Annotated in this window: 18 protein-coding genes; 14 read left to right on the plus strand and 4 right to left on the minus strand. The window is 73.6% G+C overall.

Going from position 1 to position 19,181, the window contains the following annotated elements:
- Positions 1-16: 16 nt before the first annotated feature.
- Together M2302_RS13805 and M2302_RS13810 are read left to right on the plus strand one after the other, a co-directional pair.
- The gene (locus tag M2302_RS13805) at positions 17-595 is read left to right on the plus strand and encodes a hypothetical protein (protein WP_280838294.1); all 579 of its coding nucleotides are present in this window, start codon (positions 17-19) and stop codon (positions 593-595) included.
- Between the two features lie 63 nt (positions 596-658).
- Complete coding sequence (locus M2302_RS13810; protein WP_280838295.1) at positions 659-2,413, plus strand: PucR family transcriptional regulator; 1,755 nt, start codon at positions 659-661, stop codon at positions 2,411-2,413.
- Between the two features lie 116 nt (positions 2,414-2,529).
- On the opposite strand, the gene M2302_RS13815 is transcribed toward M2302_RS13810, so the two are convergent.
- Positions 2,530-3,879, minus strand: coding sequence for a hypothetical protein (locus M2302_RS13815; protein WP_280838296.1), 1,350 nt, complete (start codon positions 3,877-3,879; stop codon positions 2,530-2,532).
- 92 nt (positions 3,880-3,971) lie between these two features.
- Here M2302_RS13815 and murD point away from each other — a divergent pair, with 92 nt between their 5' ends.
- On the plus strand, positions 3,972-5,318 hold the full coding sequence (gene murD / locus M2302_RS13820; protein WP_280838297.1) for a UDP-N-acetylmuramoyl-L-alanine--D-glutamate ligase: 1,347 nt from the start codon (positions 3,972-3,974) through the stop codon (positions 5,316-5,318).
- Complete coding sequence (locus M2302_RS13825; RefSeq protein WP_280838298.1) at positions 5,315-6,109, plus strand: poly-gamma-glutamate hydrolase family protein; 795 nt, start codon at positions 5,315-5,317, stop codon at positions 6,107-6,109. The genes murD and M2302_RS13825 overlap by 4 nt, the downstream gene beginning before the upstream one ends.
- A 57-nt stretch (positions 6,110-6,166) precedes the next feature.
- On the opposite strand, the gene M2302_RS13830 is transcribed toward M2302_RS13825, so the two are convergent.
- The gene (locus M2302_RS13830; protein ID WP_280838299.1) at positions 6,167-7,135 is read right to left on the minus strand and encodes a hypothetical protein; all 969 of its coding nucleotides are present in this window, start codon (positions 7,133-7,135) and stop codon (positions 6,167-6,169) included.
- Positions 7,136-7,222: 87 nt separating this feature from the next.
- Here M2302_RS13830 and M2302_RS13835 point away from each other — a divergent pair, with 87 nt between their 5' ends.
- Both M2302_RS13835 and M2302_RS13840 read left to right on the plus strand, forming a co-directional pair.
- Positions 7,223-8,095: a hypothetical protein gene (locus M2302_RS13835; protein ID WP_280838300.1), complete on the plus strand. Its 873-nt coding sequence runs from the start codon at positions 7,223-7,225 to the stop codon at positions 8,093-8,095.
- A 37-nt stretch (positions 8,096-8,132) separates the two neighbouring features.
- Positions 8,133-9,026, plus strand: coding sequence for a hypothetical protein (locus M2302_RS13840; RefSeq protein WP_280838301.1), 894 nt, complete (start codon positions 8,133-8,135; stop codon positions 9,024-9,026).
- A gap of 16 nt (positions 9,027-9,042) precedes the next feature.
- Here M2302_RS13840 and M2302_RS13845 read toward each other — a convergent pair whose 3' ends face one another.
- On the minus strand, positions 9,043-9,936 hold the full coding sequence (locus tag M2302_RS13845; RefSeq protein WP_280838302.1) for a glutamate cyclase domain-containing protein: 894 nt from the start codon (positions 9,934-9,936) through the stop codon (positions 9,043-9,045).
- A gap of 266 nt (positions 9,937-10,202) precedes the next feature.
- Between M2302_RS13845 and M2302_RS13850 the strand changes: the two genes are divergently transcribed.
- Together M2302_RS13850 and M2302_RS13855 are read left to right on the plus strand one after the other, a co-directional pair.
- Positions 10,203-11,510, plus strand: a complete 1,308-nt coding sequence (locus tag M2302_RS13850) for an aspartate aminotransferase family protein (protein ID WP_280838303.1) — start codon at positions 10,203-10,205, stop codon at positions 11,508-11,510.
- Positions 11,511-11,524: 14 nt separating this feature from the next.
- The gene (locus M2302_RS13855) at positions 11,525-13,015 is read left to right on the plus strand and encodes a CoA-acylating methylmalonate-semialdehyde dehydrogenase (protein ID WP_280838404.1); all 1,491 of its coding nucleotides are present in this window, start codon (positions 11,525-11,527) and stop codon (positions 13,013-13,015) included.
- Here M2302_RS13855 and M2302_RS13860 read toward each other — a convergent pair.
- The gene (locus M2302_RS13860; protein ID WP_280838304.1) at positions 12,987-14,432 is read right to left on the minus strand and encodes an acyltransferase; all 1,446 of its coding nucleotides are present in this window, start codon (positions 14,430-14,432) and stop codon (positions 12,987-12,989) included. The genes M2302_RS13855 and M2302_RS13860 overlap by 29 nt on opposite strands.
- Positions 14,433-14,624: 192 nt before the next feature.
- Between M2302_RS13860 and ngcE the strand changes: the two genes are divergently transcribed.
- The 6 genes from ngcE (at position 14,625) to M2302_RS13890 (ending at position 19,095) form a co-directional block, all read left to right on the plus strand.
- Entirely contained in the window at positions 14,625-16,040 is a 1,416-nt protein-coding gene (gene ngcE, locus M2302_RS13865) for an N-acetylglucosamine/diacetylchitobiose ABC transporter substrate-binding protein (protein ID WP_280838305.1), read from the plus strand.
- Between the two features lie 63 nt (positions 16,041-16,103).
- Positions 16,104-17,012, plus strand: coding sequence for a sugar ABC transporter permease (locus tag M2302_RS13870; protein ID WP_280838306.1), 909 nt, complete (start codon positions 16,104-16,106; stop codon positions 17,010-17,012).
- Positions 17,009-17,908 (plus strand): carbohydrate ABC transporter permease, encoded by a 900-nt coding sequence (locus M2302_RS13875; RefSeq protein WP_280838308.1) that lies wholly within the window; start codon positions 17,009-17,011, stop codon positions 17,906-17,908. Before M2302_RS13870 ends, M2302_RS13875 begins: the two co-directional genes overlap by 4 nt.
- A 75-nt stretch (positions 17,909-17,983) precedes the next feature.
- Entirely contained in the window at positions 17,984-18,358 is a 375-nt protein-coding gene (locus tag M2302_RS13880; protein ID WP_280838309.1) for a VOC family protein, read from the plus strand.
- Complete coding sequence (locus M2302_RS13885) at positions 18,351-18,671, plus strand: metalloregulator ArsR/SmtB family transcription factor (RefSeq protein ID WP_154936109.1); 321 nt, start codon at positions 18,351-18,353, stop codon at positions 18,669-18,671. The genes M2302_RS13880 and M2302_RS13885 overlap by 8 nt, the downstream gene beginning before the upstream one ends.
- The gene (locus M2302_RS13890) at positions 18,664-19,095 is read left to right on the plus strand and encodes an SRPBCC domain-containing protein (protein WP_280838310.1); all 432 of its coding nucleotides are present in this window, start codon (positions 18,664-18,666) and stop codon (positions 19,093-19,095) included. The genes M2302_RS13885 and M2302_RS13890 overlap by 8 nt, the downstream gene beginning before the upstream one ends.
- Positions 19,096-19,181: the final 86 nt, after the last annotated feature.

The raw sequence follows: 19,181 nt of genomic DNA on the forward strand, positions 1-19,181 counted from the left end.
CCGGTAGGGTCGCGGCGTGAGCCTGGCCGCGAGCCTCCGTCGTGTGGCGTGGGCCGCCCACACGGTCGGGGGCTGCGGGGCGCTGATCCTGCTCTGGGCGTTCAGCGTTCCTGGCTTCTCGGTGATCGTCGCGTTGATCGGCCTCACCGTGCTCGCCGTGGCGGCAGTGCTCTGGACCGTCGGGGCGCAGTTGTCACACCGTGCCGGCCGCACGTGGCCGTGGTGGCTGCTCGTCGCCCCAGTGATGGCGGCCGTCACCCTGGCTTTGCTGGTGACGCGGGCCCCGCTGCACTCCCGCTGGGAGCTGAGCCGGGGCGCGTTCGAGGCGGTCGCGGCCCGCCTCCCCGAGTCGACTGCGGCAACGAGGTTCGACCGGGTGGAGGCGCCGGCCCGGGTCGCCAGCTACCGGATCAGAACTGCCTATCTCGTGCCCGGCGGGGTCATCTTCTACGAGGAGAACGGGGCCTTCTTCAACGACGCCGGCTTCGCCTACCTGCCGGGCGGCCCCAGCCCCTCCCTGCACAACGGTTCCTTCGAGTCGCCGATGTTCTGGCCCCTCGGCGATGGCTGGTACGGCTGGACCGCGAGCTGGTGACCGTCGGGGGCGTGCCGCCCCCGCTGAGCAGCAGGTATCGGGACCGGGGTCACGGACGGTAGCGTGTCGCCCGTGTTCCCTACCGTGCGTGAGGTCCTCGCCCTGGACCCGGTCCGCCACGGCGCGCCGCGCCTGGTCGCCGGGGACGCCGGCCTGGACGCGCCGGTCCGCTGGGTGCACGTCGCCGAGGTGCCCGACATCGCCACCCTGCTCGGCGGCGGCGAACTGGTGCTCACCACCGGCATCGGGCTGCCGGCCGACGACGCCGGGCTGCGCGCCTTCATCGGCGACCTGGCCGACGTCGGTGTCTCCGGGCTGGTGGTCGAGCTGGGCCGCCGGTACGTCAGCGGGGTGCCCCGGGTGATGGCGGCCGCCGCCGAGCGGCGCGGCCTGCCCCTGGTCGAGCTGCGCCGGGCCACCCCGTTCGTCCGGATCACCGAGGCGGTGCACGCGCTGATCGTCGACGCCCAGCTCACCGAGCTGCGCGCCACCGAGGAGATCCACCAGCGGTTCACCGAGCTGTCGGTCGAGGGCGCCGGCCCGGCCGAGGTGGTCCGGCAGGCCGCCGAGCTGGCCGGCTGTCCGGTGGTGCTGGAGAACCTGTCCCGGCAGGTTCTCGCGTACGACCCGGCGGGGGAGAGCGCCGAGCTGCTGCTGGACGGCTGGGAGCAGCACTCCCGGCGGATCCGTCCCGCCGGTCGCACCGCGTACGACTCCGACAGCGGCTGGCTGGTGACCACCGTCGGCGCGCGGGGGCAGGACTGGGGTCGGCTGTTGCTGCGCTGGCCCGGCGGGGGCGACCTGGCCGCCGGGACCACGCTGGGCGGCCGGCCGGCGGGCACCCCGCCGACCCGGCTGACGATCCTGGTGGAGCGGGCCGCCTCCACGCTGGCGCTGGGCCGGCTGATCCGGCGCGACGCCGAGGGCCTGGAACGGCAGATCCACCGCACCCTGCTCACCGCCCTGCTCGACCACTCCCGCCCGGTCGACGAGGTCGCGCTGCGGGCGCGGGCGCTCGGCGTCACGCTGGAACGCCGGCACCTGGTCGGGGTGGTGGTCCGGCACCGCCTCGACGACCCCGCCGCCGAGGGCGGCGCCACCGGGGAGAGCACCGTGGCGGCCGAGTCGGCCCCGGAGGCCGGCCCGGCGCGGCTGCGGGATCTCGCCGAGGCGGTGGGGCAGGCGCTGCGGGAGGCGAAGCTGACCGGGCTGACCAGCGCCGTCGACGACCAGGCGGTGGGCGCGCTGCTCGCCCTGCCCGACCCGGCCGCGGAGGAGCGGGCGCTGACCGCGTTCGCGGCCGCCCTGCGCCGGATCCGGCTCGACGCCGCCCCGGCCCGTCCCGCGCTGGCCGGCGCCGTGCCGCCGGACGCGGTGATCGTCGCCGCCGGCTCCGGGGTGGGTGGCTTGCGGGAGGCCCGGCGGTCGCTGATCGAGGCCCGGCAGATCGCCGACGCGGCCCGCCGCGACCGCCGCGACCTGGCCATCTTCCGGCTACCCCACGTCGGGCTCGCCGGGCTGCTGCACCTGCTGCGCGACGAGCCCCGGGTGCAGACCTTCGTCGAGCGGGAACTCGGCGCGCTGCTCGCCCACGACGCCCGGCACCCCCGCGACCAGCTGCTCGGCACGCTGCGGGCGTACCTGGAACAGGGCCGCAACAAGTCGGCGGCGGCCGCGGCGGCGCACCTGTCCCGGCCGGCGTTCTACGAGCGGCTGGCCCGCATCGCCCGCATCCTCGACGTCGACCTCGACTCGGTCGAGGCCTGCCTCTCCCTGCACGTCGCCCTGCTCGCCCTCGACGCCATCCGCACCCCCTGACCCGCGCGCCTCCCGGGCCCGTCGTCCTGTTGATCATGAGGTTGTTGTCGTCCGCCGCGGCGTATCGCGGCAATAACGTCATGATCAACGGGGATGGCGCGGGAGGGGGACGGGGGTCAGGCGAGGGCGGTGAGGGTTTTGGCGTAGGGGGCGGGGACGAAGTTCGGGCCGCCGGGGGTGAAGACGTCCGAGGACGCCGCCGCCGACCAGGCGGTCTCCGGGACCGCGTCGACCAGGGCGCGGACGACCGGAGCGTCGCGCCACTGCTCCTGCTCGGCGAGCAGGCTCAGCGCCACGACCGACTCCTCCACCTCGCCGACGCACTCGAACGGCTTGTGCCCGTCGACGCCGAGCAGCTCCCGGTAGCCGGGGATCTGCGCCGGGTCGGCCAGCAGGTCGCCGCCGAAGATGCGCACCACCCGCTCGCGCGGCATGAACGGCGCCATGGCCAGGAAGACGAACCGGCACTTCGGGCAGTCGCGGCACCAGCGCTCGCTCGCGTCGCGCAGCTTGAACGCGGCGTTGCAGCTGGTCACCACCGCGTCGTACCGGTCGATCCCGGCGAAGAGCCGGGCGATGTGCAGCTCCGACAGCGAGCGCAGCAGCGAGAAGTACGGCTCGGTGAGACCGGCGTGCTCGGCCAGCGCCGCCCGCAGCAGCCCCTCCGCCTCGACGCCCTTGGACCACTGGTGGTTGATCTCGTGACCGTTCCAGATCAGGTTCGGGTCCGACGCGGAGCGCTCGTTGGACATCACCACCGGCCCGAGCCCGTGCAGCACGGCGGTGGCGACCGCGATCAGCGAGTTGATCGCGGTGACCGGGATGTGGCCGTTGAGCGCGCCGGCCGCGTTGAGGTCGAACAGCACCGGGTCGATCCGCCGGCGGGCCGCGAGGGGGGCGAGCCCGGACGCCTCGTTCACCGAGACGATCACGTGGTTCGGGTTGACCGAGAACGGCACCGGGTCGAAGCCGGCCCGGCGCAGCGCCTCGAGACTGACGATGGAGTCCTTGCCGCCGCCAACCGCCGAGAGCGGACGACGGTCGGAGTCGTCGTACTCGCGGGCCGGGGAAACGGTGCCGGCGGGCACCTCCGGGCGCAGTTCGAGCACGTGCGGCAGCTGGTTGCGGTAGGCGTACTCGGCCAGGCCCTTGGTGTAGACGGCGGTGACCAGCTCGGCGGCGGCCGCGCCCAGCGGCGCCGGCAGCACCAGCCGGCGCGGCGCGGCGGCCTTGTAGTAGCTGACCCCGGCGACCACGTGCAGCAGCTCCAGGACCCGGCCCAGGGTGGCCACGGTCTCGTCCGACGGCGGGTCGGCGGGCAGCGGCAGGGTGATGGCCTCGGTGAACCGCTGCTCACCGTCGGGACCGGTCAGCTTGTAGTCGAACAACGCCTCGCCGGTGGCGAGGTCGATCGAGTAGGACGGGAAGGTGAAGGCGTCCATCCGCCGGAGCTGCTCGTTGGGCACACGCCATACTAGGCCCTGGTTCGTCCGGCCGTGTCCGGCTGCGCCGGACCGTGCCCCGTGCCACGCCGTCGAGACCCCCGAGGAGAGAGCCCGTGCGCCTGTCTGACCTGCGCGGACGTACCGTCGCCGTCTGGGGGGCCGGCCGCGAGGGCCGGGCCGCCGTGACCGCCATCGCCGCGCACGGCCCCGCCGGCCTGGTCGCCGTGGACGACAGCGCCAACTTCCTCACCCTGCCCTGGGAGGGTCCGCTCGCCGAGGCCGCGCCCCTGATCACCGGGGAGGCCGGCTTCGACCGGCTGGCCGCCGCCGACGTGGTGGTCCGCTCCCCGGGCGTGCCGAACACCCACCCGTGGATGGTGGAGCTGCGGGCGCGGGCGGCCACGATCACCCAGGGCACCGCGCTCTGGATGGCCGACCACGCCGAGCGGACCGTCGGGGTCACCGGCAGCAAGGGCAAGAGCACCACGTCCAGCCTGATCAGCCACCTGCTCGCCGCGGTGGACCGGCCGAACGTCTTCGGCGGCAACATCGGGGTGCCCACCCTGGACCTGCCCGAGGCGGACCTGTACGTGCTCGAGCTCTCCAGCTACCAGTGCACCGACCTGACCGACTCGCCCCGCGTCGCCGTGGTCACCGCGCTCTTCCCCGAGCACCTCGACGCGCACGGCGGCGAGGCCGAGTACTACCGGGACAAGCTCAACCTGCTGGCGTACGGCCCGCGGACCGTGGTGGTCAACGGCGCCGACCCGCGGCTGGCCGTGGAACTGGGCGACCGGGCTGCCGTGCGCGCCGGCCGGCCGGACACCGCGAACGTGGCCAACGGTCCCGACGGCACGCCCTGGTTTTACCTGGGCGAGCAGCCGCTCTTCCCGCGCGCCGTGCTGCCGCTGGTCGGCCGGCACAACGAGGGCAACCTCTGCGTGGCGCTGGCCGTGCTCGACGCGCTCGACGTGGACGTGGTGGCCCGCAAGGACACCCTGGCCGTGGCGGTCGCCGAGTTCCAGGGGCTGGCCCACCGGCTCACCGAGATCGCCGACCCGTCCGGCCTCACCTTCGTCGACGACACCCTCGCCACCAGCCCGTACGCGGCCATGCACGCGATCGACGCGTACGAGGGGCGGCCGTTGACGGTGATCGTCGGCGGCACCGACCGGGGGCTGGACTACAGCCCGCTCGCCGCGCACCTGGCCGAGCGGGAGATCACCGTGATCGGCATCCCGGACAGCGGCCCCCGCATCGTCGAGGCGCTGGCCGGGCTGCCGGCGGTGCGTACCGAGCTCGCCGAGGACCTGGTCGCGGCGGTGGGGCTGTCCCGCAAGCTCACCCCGTCCGGCGGGGTGGTGCTGCTCTCGCCGGCCGCGCCCAGCTACGGGCGGTTCCGCAACTTCGAGCACCGCTCCGAGGTCTTCGCCCAAGCGGTCGCCGACACCGCGCGGTGACCTCCGCCGAGGACCGGACCGGGGATCCCGACCGTCCCCGCCCGAGCCGGCCCACCGCGCACCCCACCGACCGGTACGGTTCCAACACCGAGCTGTACGCCACCGCGGGCCTCGTCGAGGGCGTCGGGTACGCCCTGCGCTGCTGCCATCGATGCGCCCCGGACGAGCCGCCCGGCTGCGCGACCGGGACGACGCGGACGGCGGTCCTCGCGCCGCACGGTGGCGGCATCGAGGTGGGCACGTCGGAGTTGTGCCTCGCGGTCGCCGGCTACCACCCGGCGACCCTGGAGCCGAGCACCGACGGCAAGGGCCTGCACCACTACTGGATGTTCGAGGGACTGCTCGGCTCCGGCAACGCCGCCCTGCACGTGACCTCGGTGAACTGCGACGACCCGTGGGCGGAGTCGATCTGCGGTGCGGTCCACCACGCCGTCGCCCTGCACGGCTGCACGACCCGGCAGGCCGGTGCGCCGGCCGGGGCCGAGGCGGTGGTGATCGGCGGGCTGGACGCCAGGCTGCGGGACCTGCTGCGCCGGGAGCTGGCGAAGGTGGACATCACCGTCGCCCGGCGGGTCAACCGCGCCATCGACGGGACCAGCCCGCGGAACATCTGCAACCGGACGGCGTCGAGGGCGGGCGCGCAACTGGAGCTGACCACGCCGCTGCGCGAGGCGATGTTCGGCACCAACACCTGGGACGGACGCAAGCACAGCACCCGGCCGCTGTTCTGGGACTTCGTCTCCGCGACCCGGACGGCACTCGCCCTGCACGCCGACGCCGGACGCCCCTGATCCGAGCGGCCCCGACCCGAGCGGCCCCTGATCCGGGCGGCCCGGGTGCGGCCCGGGTCAGCCGAGCACCTCGTACAGGGCCCGCATCGCGCGGATCGCCGAACGGATCTCCTGGAGGTAGCGCCCCGGGGTGAGGGCCGGCTCGGGCAGCCGGACCAGGTCGGGCAGGGCCGGGTCGACGCCGACGGTGTCGATCGCGCAGCCGTACGGCACCGCCAGGGTGCGCAGCGCGTCGCAGTGCTGGAACGGCACGTAGATCGGCGCGGTCACCATCAGCAGCGCGTCGCCGGGGGAGAGCCGGACGTGCCCGGCCCAGAACCGCTGGGTGTCCGCCGTGTGCGCCCGCCGCCGCTCCGGCTCGCTGGACGGGGCGGCGAGCACCCGGACCGGCGGCAGCCCGTCCGACCGGTAGGTCCGCGCGGACCAGGACTGGTGCGGGTGGCCGGCGTCGTGCCCGTCCTCCTCGTCCGGCGCGGCCACCCCGAGGACCGCGCGGACCGCCGCGTCGAGGGCGTCGACCTCGGTGTCGGCCGCGATCCCCGCCCCGGCCAGCACGTCCCGCTCCACCTCGGACAGCGGCCGGAAGCTGCCGAGCACGGCCACCTCCCCGTCCACCGCCAACCCGCGCCGCACCAGGTGGGCCGCGTACGCCACGCGCCGCAGGCAGGCGTGCGCCAGCCCGCCCAGGACCACCAGGTGGGCGTACCGGGGGTGGGCCGGCGGCACCGGACGGACCAGGCCGAGCGCCTCGGCCGTGGCGTGCACCAGCGCGGCGGTGCTGGGGTCCAGGGTCGGTTCCCGCGCCTCGGGGCGTTCCCGGCCGCCCCGGAAGTCCCAGTGCCGGGCGGAGAAGTCGTCCAGCCCGGCCAGCACGGCCGTCAGGTCGCCGGTCGGCCACTCGCCACCGAACCGGGCGACCAGCGCCCGCAGCGGCGGGGACTCCACCCAGGCCCGCACCCCGTGGGCGAGCTGCGCGGGCGACGCGCCGGCCGGGCAGTTCGGCAGCGCCACGTCCGCGATCCGCACATCCGGATCGTACCGACGGCCGTGGCCACGAGAGGCCCTTGTGGATCGGCACTACGCTGGGCGCACCGACGAGATCGGGGGCTGCCGATGACTGGCGACGTGCTCCGCCGGCGTTCCACCGGGCGTACCGGGTCGACCAGTGGACTGGTCCGGCTGGTGGCGCACACCGACCCGGTGGCGCTGATCGGCATCACCCTGTCGATCGCGCTCTCCGTCACGCTCGACCTCACCAACGCCGCCAGCGGCGTCGAGTCGCTGCTGGCCGGGCTGATGGGCATCACCATCTCGCTGCTGGTGGACTCGCTGGCCCGCGCGGAGCGCCGGTTCCACCTGCGTACGCTGCTGGACGGGCCACCCTGGCTGGTGCAGGGCGCGCCGGAGATCGTCGTCGCCGTCCGGGAGGCGGTCGAGCGGCACCCGGGCACCCGGGTCGCCGAGGAGGCGCAGCGCCGCTACGAGCAGTTCCGGATCGAGGCCGAGCAGCTCGCCACGGGGCGGGTGGTCCGGCGGGGCGACGACGACGAGGACCTGATCGGCGCCACCCGGGACTGCACCCGGAGCCTGCGGGGGCTGACCAACCTGGCGCCGCGGGCCAGCGGCGAGCTGAGCTGGTGGCGCAGCGAGATCGGGCGACGCTACTGGGAGGCGAACCTGGCGGCCCTGGCGCGCGGAGTGCGGATCACCCGGGTCTTCGCCTACGCCACGCTCTCCGACCAGCTGGTCGAGCTGGTGGAGAAGCAGCGCCGGGCCGGGGTCCGGGTGGGCCTGCTGCCGCTGGGTGTCGTCAGCCCGCACCTGCACGTCAATCTGACACTTTGGGACGGCTCGAGCTGCTGGGAGGCCAGGATGAGCGCGCACGGGGAGATCAGCGAGAACCAGTTCTCGGTCAACCGCGCCGACATCGACCGGCTCACCCGGGTGTTCGACCTGTGCGCGAACGTCGCGACCTTCGAGGACTGACCGCGCCGGCGGGCGGTGGAGCGGAGATGGGCCAGCCATGACGTGGAGTGCCGTGCTCCTGGTGACCGCCGTGGTCTGGGCGGTCAGCGTGATCCGTTCGGTGCGGCTGCGGGCGTTCGTCTACAGCCTGCCGCTGCCGATGACGCTGGCCCTGGTCACCACGGACCACCGGGTCGACGGCGCCCAACTGCTCGGCGTGCTCGGCCTCAACCTCTTCTTCGTCACCGTGGCGCTGACCCACCACCGGTTGCGCTGGCCGATCCTCCTGGCCGACCTGGCCGGGATCGCCGCCTACGTGGCGTTGAGCGCCGGCCTGCTGGCGGTCCCAGTGCCGTTCGGGCCGGCCCTGGCGGGCACGCTGGCGCTCTGGCTGCTCGCCATGGTGGTGCTGCGCCGCCGCGCCCGGGCGGTCGCCGCGCCACCGGAGCGGCCGGTCGACGCCCGCGGGGACAGCCTCCCCGCCCCGGCCAAGCTGGCGGTGATCTTCGCCGGGGCGGTGCTCACCGGCCTGCTCGGCCAGCTGCTGCGCGGGATGGTGGTGACCTTCCCCTATTCCGGCGTGCTGGTCGCCGTCGAGGCCCGTCGCCAACTGGTCGACTTCAGCCGGCACTTCGCCCGCAACAGCCTCGCGCTGGTCGGGTTCCTCACCGCCTACCACCATCTCCAGGACGGGTCGCCGGTCGTCGCCCTGGCCGGGGGCTGGGCCGCCTTCGCGCTGCTGGCCACCGCCCTGCACCTGCCGCGCCGCCGCCGCGCCGAACCCGCCCCGGCCGGCGCCCTCTCGGACCCGTCGGCCGGCCCCGCCCCGGCAGCGCCGACCCGGCCCGCGCCGGACCCCTCGACCCGGCCCGCGCCGGAGGGTGCGGCCGGCGCCCCGCGCGCCCGGCCCCGGCCGCGTCCGACCGCCGCCGAGCGCCGCGCGACCACCTGAGACCGACGCCCGCCGGTCAACCCGCCGCGGCGACCAGCTCCGCGATCCGGGTCAGCGGCTCGGCGTACGCGGGCCAGTCCAGGCCGTCGACGCTGACCTCGGCCCGCCGGCGTACGCCGTCCACCGCGCCCGCCCGGGTCACCATCTCGGTCAGCACGCCGTACGACCAGTCGGGGCGGAGCAGGTCGCGCAGGGCGGGCACCTCGGGGCGCAGCAGCGCCAGCGCACCCACCAGCGCCGCGGCGGCCCAGTTGGACGTGCCGCCGACGAGCAGCGCGTCGCAGCCGACCACGCAGTGGATCCGCTCGCCCCGGTCCACCACCCGGCCCACCAGTTCCGCCGGCAGTCGGCCCATGCCGAGCTCGTTGCCGCCGTCGCCGATGCCGATCCGGTAGGCGGAACCGGCGGCGTAGAGCCGGTCCAGCGGCGCGGTGTGGGCGCCGATGTCCTCGCCCCGCATGTTGCGCGGGCACCCGTCGAGGCAGGGGCCGACCCGCTCGCAGGCGATCAGGTGCGACAGCGCGGCGTAGCGGGGCAGGACGCTGCCGGCCCACTCGTCGTACCCCTGGACCGGCGCCACGTCCAGCGGCACGTCCGGTGCGGCGGCCCCGAGCGCGGCGGCGACCACCGGCGCGCAGGGCGCGTCGGTGACCAGCCGGACCTCGCCGCCGAGCGCCCGCAGCGCGGCGGCGAGCTGGACCGCCCCGATCGGACCGTCGGTCTCGGCCGCGGGCGGGTCGGCGGCGGGGATGTAGAACCCGGTGAGGACGGCGGCGTCGGGCGTCGCGGCGAGCGAGCGGGCGGCGGCGAGCAGGCCGCCGGCCGCCGGTACGGCCAGCCGCTCGCTGCCCCGGCCCACCTCCCGGGCGGCCGTCCGCTCCAGCTCCGCGATGGTCTGCGCCAGCCGCATGTCGGACCTCCTGCAACCCGGGGGACCGGCCCAGCGTAGGGCGAGCGGTCCAGCCGGCCGCCGCCCTGCGGAATGGGTCGTGGATCGCTCAGATGTCCACCGGAAAGGATTGCGAAGGAGGCGGTCGGCTCCGGAAACCGCACCGAGCAGGTTGACGCGGTGTCAGGCCGCCACCCCGGCTGCGCTACACAGTGACAGTTGTCCCTGTCGCCGGGTGGTGGAAGCGTGCGGGGAACGCGAATCCGCCGCCGCTGAAGGGTGCGACGATGACCTCCGACGACCTGCTGGCCCGACACCGGGCCGTGCTCCCGTCCTGGATGCCGCTCTACTACGCCGAACCGATCGAGCTGGTGTCCGGCTCGGGTCGCCGGGTGACCGACGCGCAGGGCCGGAGCTATCTGGACTTCTTCGGCGGCGTGCTGACCAACATGATCGGCTACGACATCCCGGAGATCCGGGAGGCGGTGGAGCGCCAGTTGCGCACCGGCATCGTGCACAGCTCCACGCTCTACCTGATCCGCCAGCAGGTGGAGCTGGCGGAGAAGATCGCGCGGCTCTCCGGCATCCCGGACGCCCGGGTCTTCTTCACCAACTCCGGCACCGAGGCCAACGAGGCCGCCCTGCTGGTCGCCACCAACCACCGCCGCTCCCACCAGATCCTGGCGGTGCGCAACAGCTACCACGGCCGGTCGTACGCGGCGATGGGCGTCACCGGCAACCGGAGCTGGACGGCGAGCGCGCTCAACCCGCTCCAGGTGGCCTGGCTGCACTCCGGCGAGCGGCTGCGCGGCCTGCTGGCCCGCCTGGATGAGTCCGACCGGATCGACGCGGCGGTGGAGGACCTGCGCGAGGTGCTGGCCACCCAGACCGCCGGCGACGTGGCCTGCCTGATCGCCGAGCCGATCCAGGGCGTGGGCGGCTTCGTCGCCCCGCCGGACGGGCTCTTCGCCGCCTGGAAGAAGGTCCTCGACGAGCACGGGATCCTGCTGATCTCCGACGAGGTGCAGACCGGCTGGGGGCGTACCGGCGAGCACTTCTGGGGCTACCAGGCGCACGGCGTCACCCCGGACCTGCTCACCTTCGCCAAGGGCGTCGGCAACGGCTTCGCCCTCGCCGGCGTGGTCGGCCGGGCCGACGTGCTGGAGTCGGTGCCGGCGATCAGCTTCTCCACCTTCGGTGGCAACCCGATCTCGACCGCCGCCGGCAACGCCGTCCTGGACTACCTGCGCGACCACGACCTGCAGGCCAACGCGGCCCGCACCGGCGCGATCCTCGCCGACGGCCTGCGCGCCGCCGTGGCCGGTCTCGACTGCGTCGCCGAGGTACGCGGCAAGGGGCTGATGCTCGGCGTCGAGTTCGTCCGGCCGGGCGGCACCGAGCCGGACCCCGCGCTGACCGCCCGCGTCTTCGAGGCGTGCCGGGCCGGTGGGCTGCTCGCCGGCAAGGGCGGCCTGCACGGCAACGTGCTGCGGATGGGCCCGCCGCTGACGCTGACCGAGGACGAGGCCCGCGAGGGGCTGGCCATTCTCGTCGACGCCATCCGCTCCTGCGCCTCGGCGGAGGTGGCGGCATGAGCGGGACGGACGACGTGACGGTCATCGGGCACTTCGTCGACGGCAAGCGGGTCTCCGGCGGCTCCCCGCGGCGCGGGGACGTCTTCGACCCGGCCACCGGCCGGCGTACCGGGGAGGTGGAGCTGGCCTCGGCCGCGGACGTCGCGGCCGCGGTGGAGGCGGCCGAGCGCGCGGCACGGGCCTGGCGGGACGCGTCGCTGGCGAAGCGCACGGCGGTGCTGTTCGCCTTCCGGGAGCTGGTGCACGCCCGCCGCGACCGGCTCGCCCAGGTGATCACCGCCGAGCACGGCAAGGTGCTCGCGGACGCCGCCGGCGAGGTGCAGCGCGGCTTGGAGGTGATCGAGTACGCCTGCGGCATCCCGTCGGCGCTGCGCGGCGGCTTCAGCGAGAACGTCTCCACCGAGGTCGACTCGTACAGCCTCCGGCAGCCGCTGGGCGTGGTGGCGGTGATCTCGCCGTTCAACTTCCCGGTGATGGTGCCGCTGTGGTTCGTGCCGGTGGCGGTGGCCTGCGGCAACGCGGTGGTGCTCAAGCCGAGCGAGAAGGACCCGAGCGCCGCGCTCCTGCTGGCCGATTGGTTCGCCGAGGCGGGCCTGCCCGACGGCGTGCTCAACGTGGTCAACGGCGACAAGGAGGCGGTCGATGCGCTGCTGGACCACCCCTCGGTGCGGGCGGTGTCGTTCGTCGGTTCCACCCCGGTCGCCCGGTACGTGCACCAGCGCGGGTCGATGGCCGGCAAGCGGGTGCAGGCGCTCGGCGGGGCGAAGAACCACATGGTGGTGCTGCCCGACGCCGACCTGGACCTGGCCGCGGACGCGGCGGTCAACGCCGGCTTCGGCTCGGCGGGGGAGCGGTGCATGGCGATCTCGGCGCTGGTCGCGGTCGAGCCGGTCGCCGACGCCCTGGTCGCGAAGATCGCCGAACGGATGTCCGGGCTGCGCACCGGCGACGGGCGGCGCGGCTGCGACATGGGTCCGCTGGTCACCGCCGCGCACGCCGAGCGGGTCCGCTCCTACGTGGAGTCCGGCGTGGCGGCCGGCGCGGTGCCGGTGGTCGACGGCCGGGACGTCACCCCGGACGGGGAGTCCGACGGTTTCTGGCTCGGCCCGACCCTGTTCGACCGGGTCACCCCGGACATGTCGATCTACACCGACGAGATCTTCGGCCCGGTGCTCAGCGTCGTCCGGGTCGGCTCGTACGACGAGGCGGTCGAGCTGGTCAACGCCAACCCGTACGGCAACGGCACGGCGATCTTCACCAACGACGGCGGCGCCGCCCGCCGCTACCAGCACGAGGTGGAGGTCGGCATGGTCGGGATCAACGTGCCGATCCCGGTGCCGATGGCGTACTACTCGTTCGGCGGGTGGAAGTCGTCCCTCTTCGGCGACCTGCACGCGCACGGCGAGGACGGGGTGCGCTTCTTCACCCGGGGCAAGGTGGTCACCAGTCGCTGGCTCGACCCGCGCCACGGCGGGGTCAACCTCGGCTTCCCCACCCAGACCTGAGCAACCGCAGCACGCCCGCCCCGGCCAGGTACGCCACCAGCGCCGGGACGGGCGTGCCGAGCGGCTCCGGGGCGGCTTTCGGGGTGGCGCTGTTGACCAGCAGCCCGCCGATGACGGCGGCGTACCCGGCGACGGTCAGCGCCGCGCGGACCCGGCCGGCCCGGCGAATCCGCCGCCCGGTGCGGTGCCGGGCGCTGCGCGTCTCGATCGGGCCGAAGACGGCGACCAGCACGGCCAACACCACGGTGAGCAGCAGCAGCCAGGGCACCCGCCAGCCCCACCAGGCGGCCGAGCCGACCGGTGGGGTGGGCAGCAGGCCGACGGCGTCGAGCAGCCCGATCAGCAGCACGGCGGCGGTCAGGTGCCAGAGGAAGACCGTCAGCACCACCAGGTTGACCGCGATCACCACCCGCCACGGTCGGGGCCGGCCCAGCCAGCGTCGCGCCGGGGCGCGCAGCAGCAGGATCAGCCCGAGCTGGGCGGCGGCGAGGGCGAGCAGCGCCAGGCTCGGCGGCGAGGCGTTGTCCAGCCGCTCCCCGGGCACTTTCAGCATCGCCACCGGCCACGGCCCGACGACGGTGAGCAGGATCAGCGCGGCCAGGCCCCCGACCAGCAGCGCCAACGCCGTCGGCCGGGAGGTGGGCAGGCGTCGCCGGCGTACGCCCGGCCGGTCGGACCCCGACGGTGGGAGGGCCGTCTCTGCCGGGTCGGGCGGTGCGGTCTCGGACGGCCCGGACGGCCCGGACGGCGGCCCGGTCGCGGGGGTGCGGGCGTCGTACCAGGCGAAGCCGAGCTGGTGCACCGCCAGCCAACCGAAGACGTAGTTGCCGGCGGCCAGCGTCGCCGGCCCGGTCAGCCGGCCGAGGTCGCCCAGCGCCACCAGGGCGACGAGCGCCAGCGGCACGGCGAGCCCGTAGCGGCGGTGCAGCGCGTACATCGGCGGGGTGAGAGCCACGACCAGCAGGTAGGCGACCAGGAACCACAGCGGGATGGTGGCGAACCAGATCACGGTGCGCACGTGGGTGGGGTCGGTGCCGCGCAGCCGGCCCAGCGCCGCGCCGACGGTGAGCACCAGCAGCAGCGCGCTGGTGGGGCGGACCAGCCGGGCGCTGCGGTCCAGCAGCCAGCCGGCCCCGTCGCCGCCGCGGGCCCGGTGGCGGGTCAGGGACGCCGCGTTGGCATAGCCGCCGACCAGGAAGAAGACCGGCATCACCTGGGCCAGCCAGGTCAGCGGGTACGCCCACGGCAGGTCGGCGAGCGCGGAGTGCCCGGTCGGCCGGCCGGCTGGGTCCCGGCCGATCACGGTGACGCCCCAGTGGCCGGCGACGACCATGGTGATCGCGAGCGCGCGGAGCAGGTCGACGTAGCGTTCCCGCCCTGCCGGGGTGCGCTCCGCGAGCTGGCCCAGGCGGCGCATGCGCTCAGGCTATGCCAACGCGGTGCGGCCGGTGGTGATAACGGATCGGCTGCCGGGTCTTGAAGTCGACGCGCTCCTGCCGTAGAAATTCTTCAGCAACAACAGGCAAACTGAAGAGAATCGACGTGCCTCGACCGGCGGACGCCACCGGATGTCAGCGGCGATCCGCCCCACCCGAACCGAGGAGAGCTCATGAACAGGCGTGAGATCCTGCGGCGTACCGCCGCCGCCGGCCTGCTGGCCACCCCCGCGGCGGGCCTGCTCGCCGGCTGCGCCACCGGCGGTGGCGACGACAAGGCCGACGGCGGCACCTACAAGGGCACCAAGAGCGAGCAGAACCCCCTCGGGGTCAAGGAGGACGCGCCGCTCGAGGTGGTGATCTTCAACGGCGGCTTCGGCGAGGAGTACGCCAAGGCCCACGAGGCCATGTACAAGGAGAAGTACCCGAAGGCCGAGATCAAGCACTCGGCCACGCAGGAGATCAGCAAGACCCTGCAGCCGCGCTTCGTCGACGGCACCCCGCCGGACGTGGTCAACAACTCCGGCGCCGGCCAGATCGACTTCAACGGCCTGGTCTCGCAGAACGCCCTCGCCGACCTCGGTGAGCTGCTCGCCGCCCCGAGCCTCGACATCCCCGGCAAGACCGTCAAGGACACCCTGCTGCCCGGCGCGGTCGAGGTCGGCTCGTACGACGGCAAGTTCCTGGTGTTCAACTACACCTACACCGTCTACGGCATCTGGCACTCCACCAAGCTGTTCGGCGAGCGCAACTGGTCGTACGGGAAGACCTGGGACGACCACATCGCGCTGTGCAAGCAGATCAAGGCCGCCGGGATCGCCCCCTGGACGTACGCCGGCCTGCACCCGCGCTACATGAGCTGGCCGCTGATCGCCACCGCGATCAAGTTCGGCGGGCCGTCGGTCGCCACCGCGATCGACAACCTGGAGCCGAACGCCTGGAAGTCCGACGCGATGAAGGCCGCGGCCGACGCCTGGCACCAGATCGTCAAGGACAAGTACATCCTGGAGGGCTCGCCCGGCCTGGACCACAAGCAGTCGCAGACCGCCTGGTGCCAGGGCAAGGCCGCCTTCATCTCCTGCGGCTCCTGGCTGGAGAGCGAGCAGAAGGACGTCACGCCGGCCGGGTTCAACATGACCGTCCAGCCGACGCCCAGCCTGGGCAGTGGCGACAAGCTGCCGTTCGAGGCGGTCCGGGGCACCGCCGGCGAGCCGTTCATGGTGCCGGCGAAGGCGAAGAACGTCGCCGGTGGCCTGGAATACTTCCGGACCATGCTGTCCAAGAAGGGCGCCCAGGACTTCACCAAGAAGGTCTCCAGCCTCACCGTGGTCGCCGGCGCCACCGACGGCGTCGAACTGCCGTACGGGCTGAGCACCGTGGTGAAAGCGCTGGACGCCTCCGGCGCCAACGGCTTCAACTGGGTCTACAACAACTACTACCGCAAGCTGGAGCGCAACCTCGTCGACGCCGCGTGCGGCGAGTTCTTCAGCGGGCGGATCGGACCGGCGGAGTTCCTCGACCAGTGCCAGAAGGGCGCCGACTCGATCGCCCAGGACAGCTCGGTCAAGAAGTACAAGCGCACCGCGTGACAACCCGGCCGGTGGGGACCCCCGAGGCCCCCACCGGCCGACCGCCGGGAGTTGGGGCCCACCGTGAAACATGGCAAGTACCCGCTGATCATCACCTTCCTGGTGCCGCCGGTGCTGCTCTACGTCGTCTTCGTCGTATCGCCGTACCTGCAGGCGTTCCAGATCTCCACCACCGACTGGCTCGGCTACTCCGCCGACGCCAACTCCGTCGGGCTGGCCAACTTCCGCGCGCTCTGGCACGACGACTACGTCTGGAACGCGCTGAAGAACAACGCGATCCTGCTGGCCCTGGTGCCGGTGCTGACGATCGTCCTCGGGCTCTTCTTCGCCACCATGCTCAACATGGGCGGGCGCAAGGGCCGGGCCGGGGTGACCGGGGTACGCGGCAGCGCGCTCTACCGCACCGTCTACTTCTTCCCCCAGGTGCTCTCGGTGGTGATCATCGCGCTGCTCTGGAAGGAGGTCTACCACCCCAACAAGGGCCTGCTCACCAGCTCGTTGCACGCGGTGGGGCTCGGCTCGCCCACCTGGCTCGGCGACCCGCGGACCGCCTTCTGGTGCGTGCTGGCCGTGATGGTCTGGAGCAACGTCGGCTTCTACGTGGTGCTCTTCGGCGCCGCGATGTCGGCCGTGCCGAAGGAGATCTACGAGGCGGTGATGCTCGACGGGGCGTCCCGGCTGACCACCCTGCGCCGGGTCACCCTGCCGCTGCTCTGGGACACCGTCCAGGTCGCCTGGGTCTACCTGGCCATCTTCGCCCTCGACGGGTTCATCCTGGTGCAGCTGATGACCAACGGCGGCCCCAACTTCTCCACCGACGTGATCGGCGTGCGGATGTACGACACCGCGTTCGGCAGCGAGACCAAGTTCGGCTACGCCTCGGCGATCGGCGTGGTGATGTTCTTCCTGACCCTGTCGGTGGCGGTGCTGTCCCTGCGCGCCGGCCGACGTGACCGAATCGAGTACTCGTGACCACCCTGGACGAGGCCGCCCCGGTCGCCGCGACGACCGTGCGCTCGGCCGACCGCCCGGTCCGCCGCGAACTCGGCGTCGCCAACGTCTTCTCGCACGGCTTCCTGCTGGTCTGGACCGCGCTGACGGTCCTGCCGCTGGTGTGGATGTTCGTCAGCTCGTTCAAGAGCAACGGCGAGATCCTCGCCGACCCGTGGGGGCTGCCCGAGACGCTGCACTTCGACAACTGGGCCCGGGCCTGGACCGGCGCGCACATCGGCCGGTACTTCCTCAACAGCCTGGTGGTGGTGGCCGGCTCGGTCAGCCTGACCATGCTGATGGGCGCCACCGCCGCGTACGTCTTCGCCCGGTACGAGTTCCGGGGCCGGCAGTTCGTCTACTACCTCTTCGTCGGCGGCCTGATGTTCCCGGTCTTCCTCGCCCTGGTGCCGCTCTTCTTCGTGGTCCGCAACGCCGGGCTCTTCGGCACCTGGACCGGCCTGATCCTGGTGTACGCGGCGTACTCGTTGCCGTTCACGGTCTTCTTCATGACGGCCTTCTTCCGCACCCTGCCGACCTCGGTGGCGGAGGCGGCGCTGGTCGACGGCTGCGGGCACTTCCGGCTCTTCTTCCGGGTGATGCTGCCGATGGCCCGTCCGGGACTGATCAGCGTGGCGATCTTCAACTTCCTGAGCCACTGGAACCAGTTTCTGCTGCCGCAGGTGCTGATGCAGGGCGACGAGTCGAAGTGGGTGCTCGCCCAGGGACTCTTCGCGCTCTCGGTCAGCCAGGGTTACGCCGGCGACTACGCCCGGCTCTTCGCCGGCCTCACCATCGCGGTGCTGCCCGTGCTCGCCGTCTACGTGGCCTTCCAGCGGCAGGTCCAGTCCGGTCTGACCGCCGGTCAGCTCAAGTGACTCCTGTCCGATACCGATCAGCACAGCCGGCCCGCCAACTTGACCGGTAGGAAAAGTCCTACCTATGGTGGGCGCATGACCGTGACCCATGTGCAGCTGCTCTCCGTGCCCGTCAGCGACCAGGACCGGGCCCGCGACTTCTACGTCGACGTCCTCGGCTTCGACCTGGTCCGGGACAACCCGATGGGTCCCGGGCAGCGCTGGGTGCAGGTGGCCCCGAAGGGCGCCGCCACCGGCCTCACCCTGGTGACCTGGTTCCCGACCATGCCGCCCGGCTCGCTCAAGGGCCTGGTGCTGGAGACCGACGACCTCGACGGCGACGTGGCCGCCCTGCGCGACCGGGGCGTCGTCTTCGCCGAGGACGGCATCCAGGTCGCCCCGTGGGGGCGCTACGCCACCTTCGACGACCCGGACGGCAACGGCATCGTGCTCCAGTCCACCCGTGTCTGAGGCCGACGTCTTCGCGGCGCTGGCCAACCCCACCCGCCGCGAGGTGCTCCGGCTGCTGCGCGAGCGTGGCGAGCAGCCGGTGCAGCGGCTCGCCACGCACTTCGACATGCGCCGGCCCAGCCTGTCGGAGCACCTGCGGGTGCTCAAGGACGCCGGCCTGGTGACCGAACGCCCCGTCGGCCGGCAGCGGCTCTACGCGTTGCGCCCGGAGCCGCTGCGCGAGGTGGCCGACTGGCTCACCCCGTACGAGCGGTTCTGGCGGGCGAAGCTGGCCGAGCTGCGGGACGTCCTCGACGGGATGCCCGATGACTGAGCCCACCACGACGATCCGGGTCGACCAGTTCCTGCCGCACCCGCCGGCCAAGGTGTGGCGGGTGCTGACCGAGCCCGACCTGCTCGCCCGCTGGCTGATGCCGAACGACGTCGTGCCGGTCGTCGGGCACCGGTTCACCTTCCGTACCGAGCCGCGGCCGGCCCAGGGCTTCGACGGCGTGGTGCACTGCGAGGTGCTGGAGGTGGACCCGCCGCGCCGGCTGCGCTGGGCCTGGCGCGGCGGGTCGCTCGACACCGAGGTGAGCTGGACCCTCGCCCCGGAGGGGCGCGGCACCCGGCTCTTCCTGGAGCACAGCGGCTTCGATCCCGACGACCCGGTCCAGCAGCGCACGGCCACCCTGCTCGGCGGCGGCTGGCGCTCGCACGTCTGGCGCCGGCTGGAGGAGATCCTCGCCGCCGACTGACGGGCGTGGTTCCGGCCCGCGCGGTGCGCGGGACGTGCTCGGCGGCCGGCCCGCGTCGATCCGAGGTGGGCGGGCCTGGCCCGCGT

Source organism: Micromonospora sp. A200, from assembly GCF_029893845.1.
GTDB lineage: Bacteria > Actinomycetota > Actinomycetes > Mycobacteriales > Micromonosporaceae > Micromonospora > Micromonospora purpureochromogenes.

Coding starts and splice junctions, on each gene's coding strand:
- M2302_RS13880 (WP_280838309.1), top strand. CDS start 17,984: ATGACCGTGACCCATGTGCAGCTGCTCTCCGTGCCCGTCAGCGACCAG.
- M2302_RS13860 (WP_280838304.1), bottom strand. CDS start 14,432: ATGCGCCGCCTGGGCCAGCTCGCGGAGCGCACCCCGGCAGGGCGGGAA.
- ngcE (WP_280838305.1), top strand. CDS start 14,625: ATGAACAGGCGTGAGATCCTGCGGCGTACCGCCGCCGCCGGCCTGCTG.
- M2302_RS13835 (WP_280838300.1), top strand. CDS start 7,223: ATGACTGGCGACGTGCTCCGCCGGCGTTCCACCGGGCGTACCGGGTCG.
- M2302_RS13840 (WP_280838301.1), top strand. CDS start 8,133: ATGACGTGGAGTGCCGTGCTCCTGGTGACCGCCGTGGTCTGGGCGGTC.
- M2302_RS13845 (WP_280838302.1), bottom strand. CDS start 9,936: ATGCGGCTGGCGCAGACCATCGCGGAGCTGGAGCGGACGGCCGCCCGG.
- M2302_RS13890 (WP_280838310.1), top strand. CDS start 18,664: ATGACTGAGCCCACCACGACGATCCGGGTCGACCAGTTCCTGCCGCAC.
- M2302_RS13850 (WP_280838303.1), top strand. CDS start 10,203: ATGACCTCCGACGACCTGCTGGCCCGACACCGGGCCGTGCTCCCGTCC.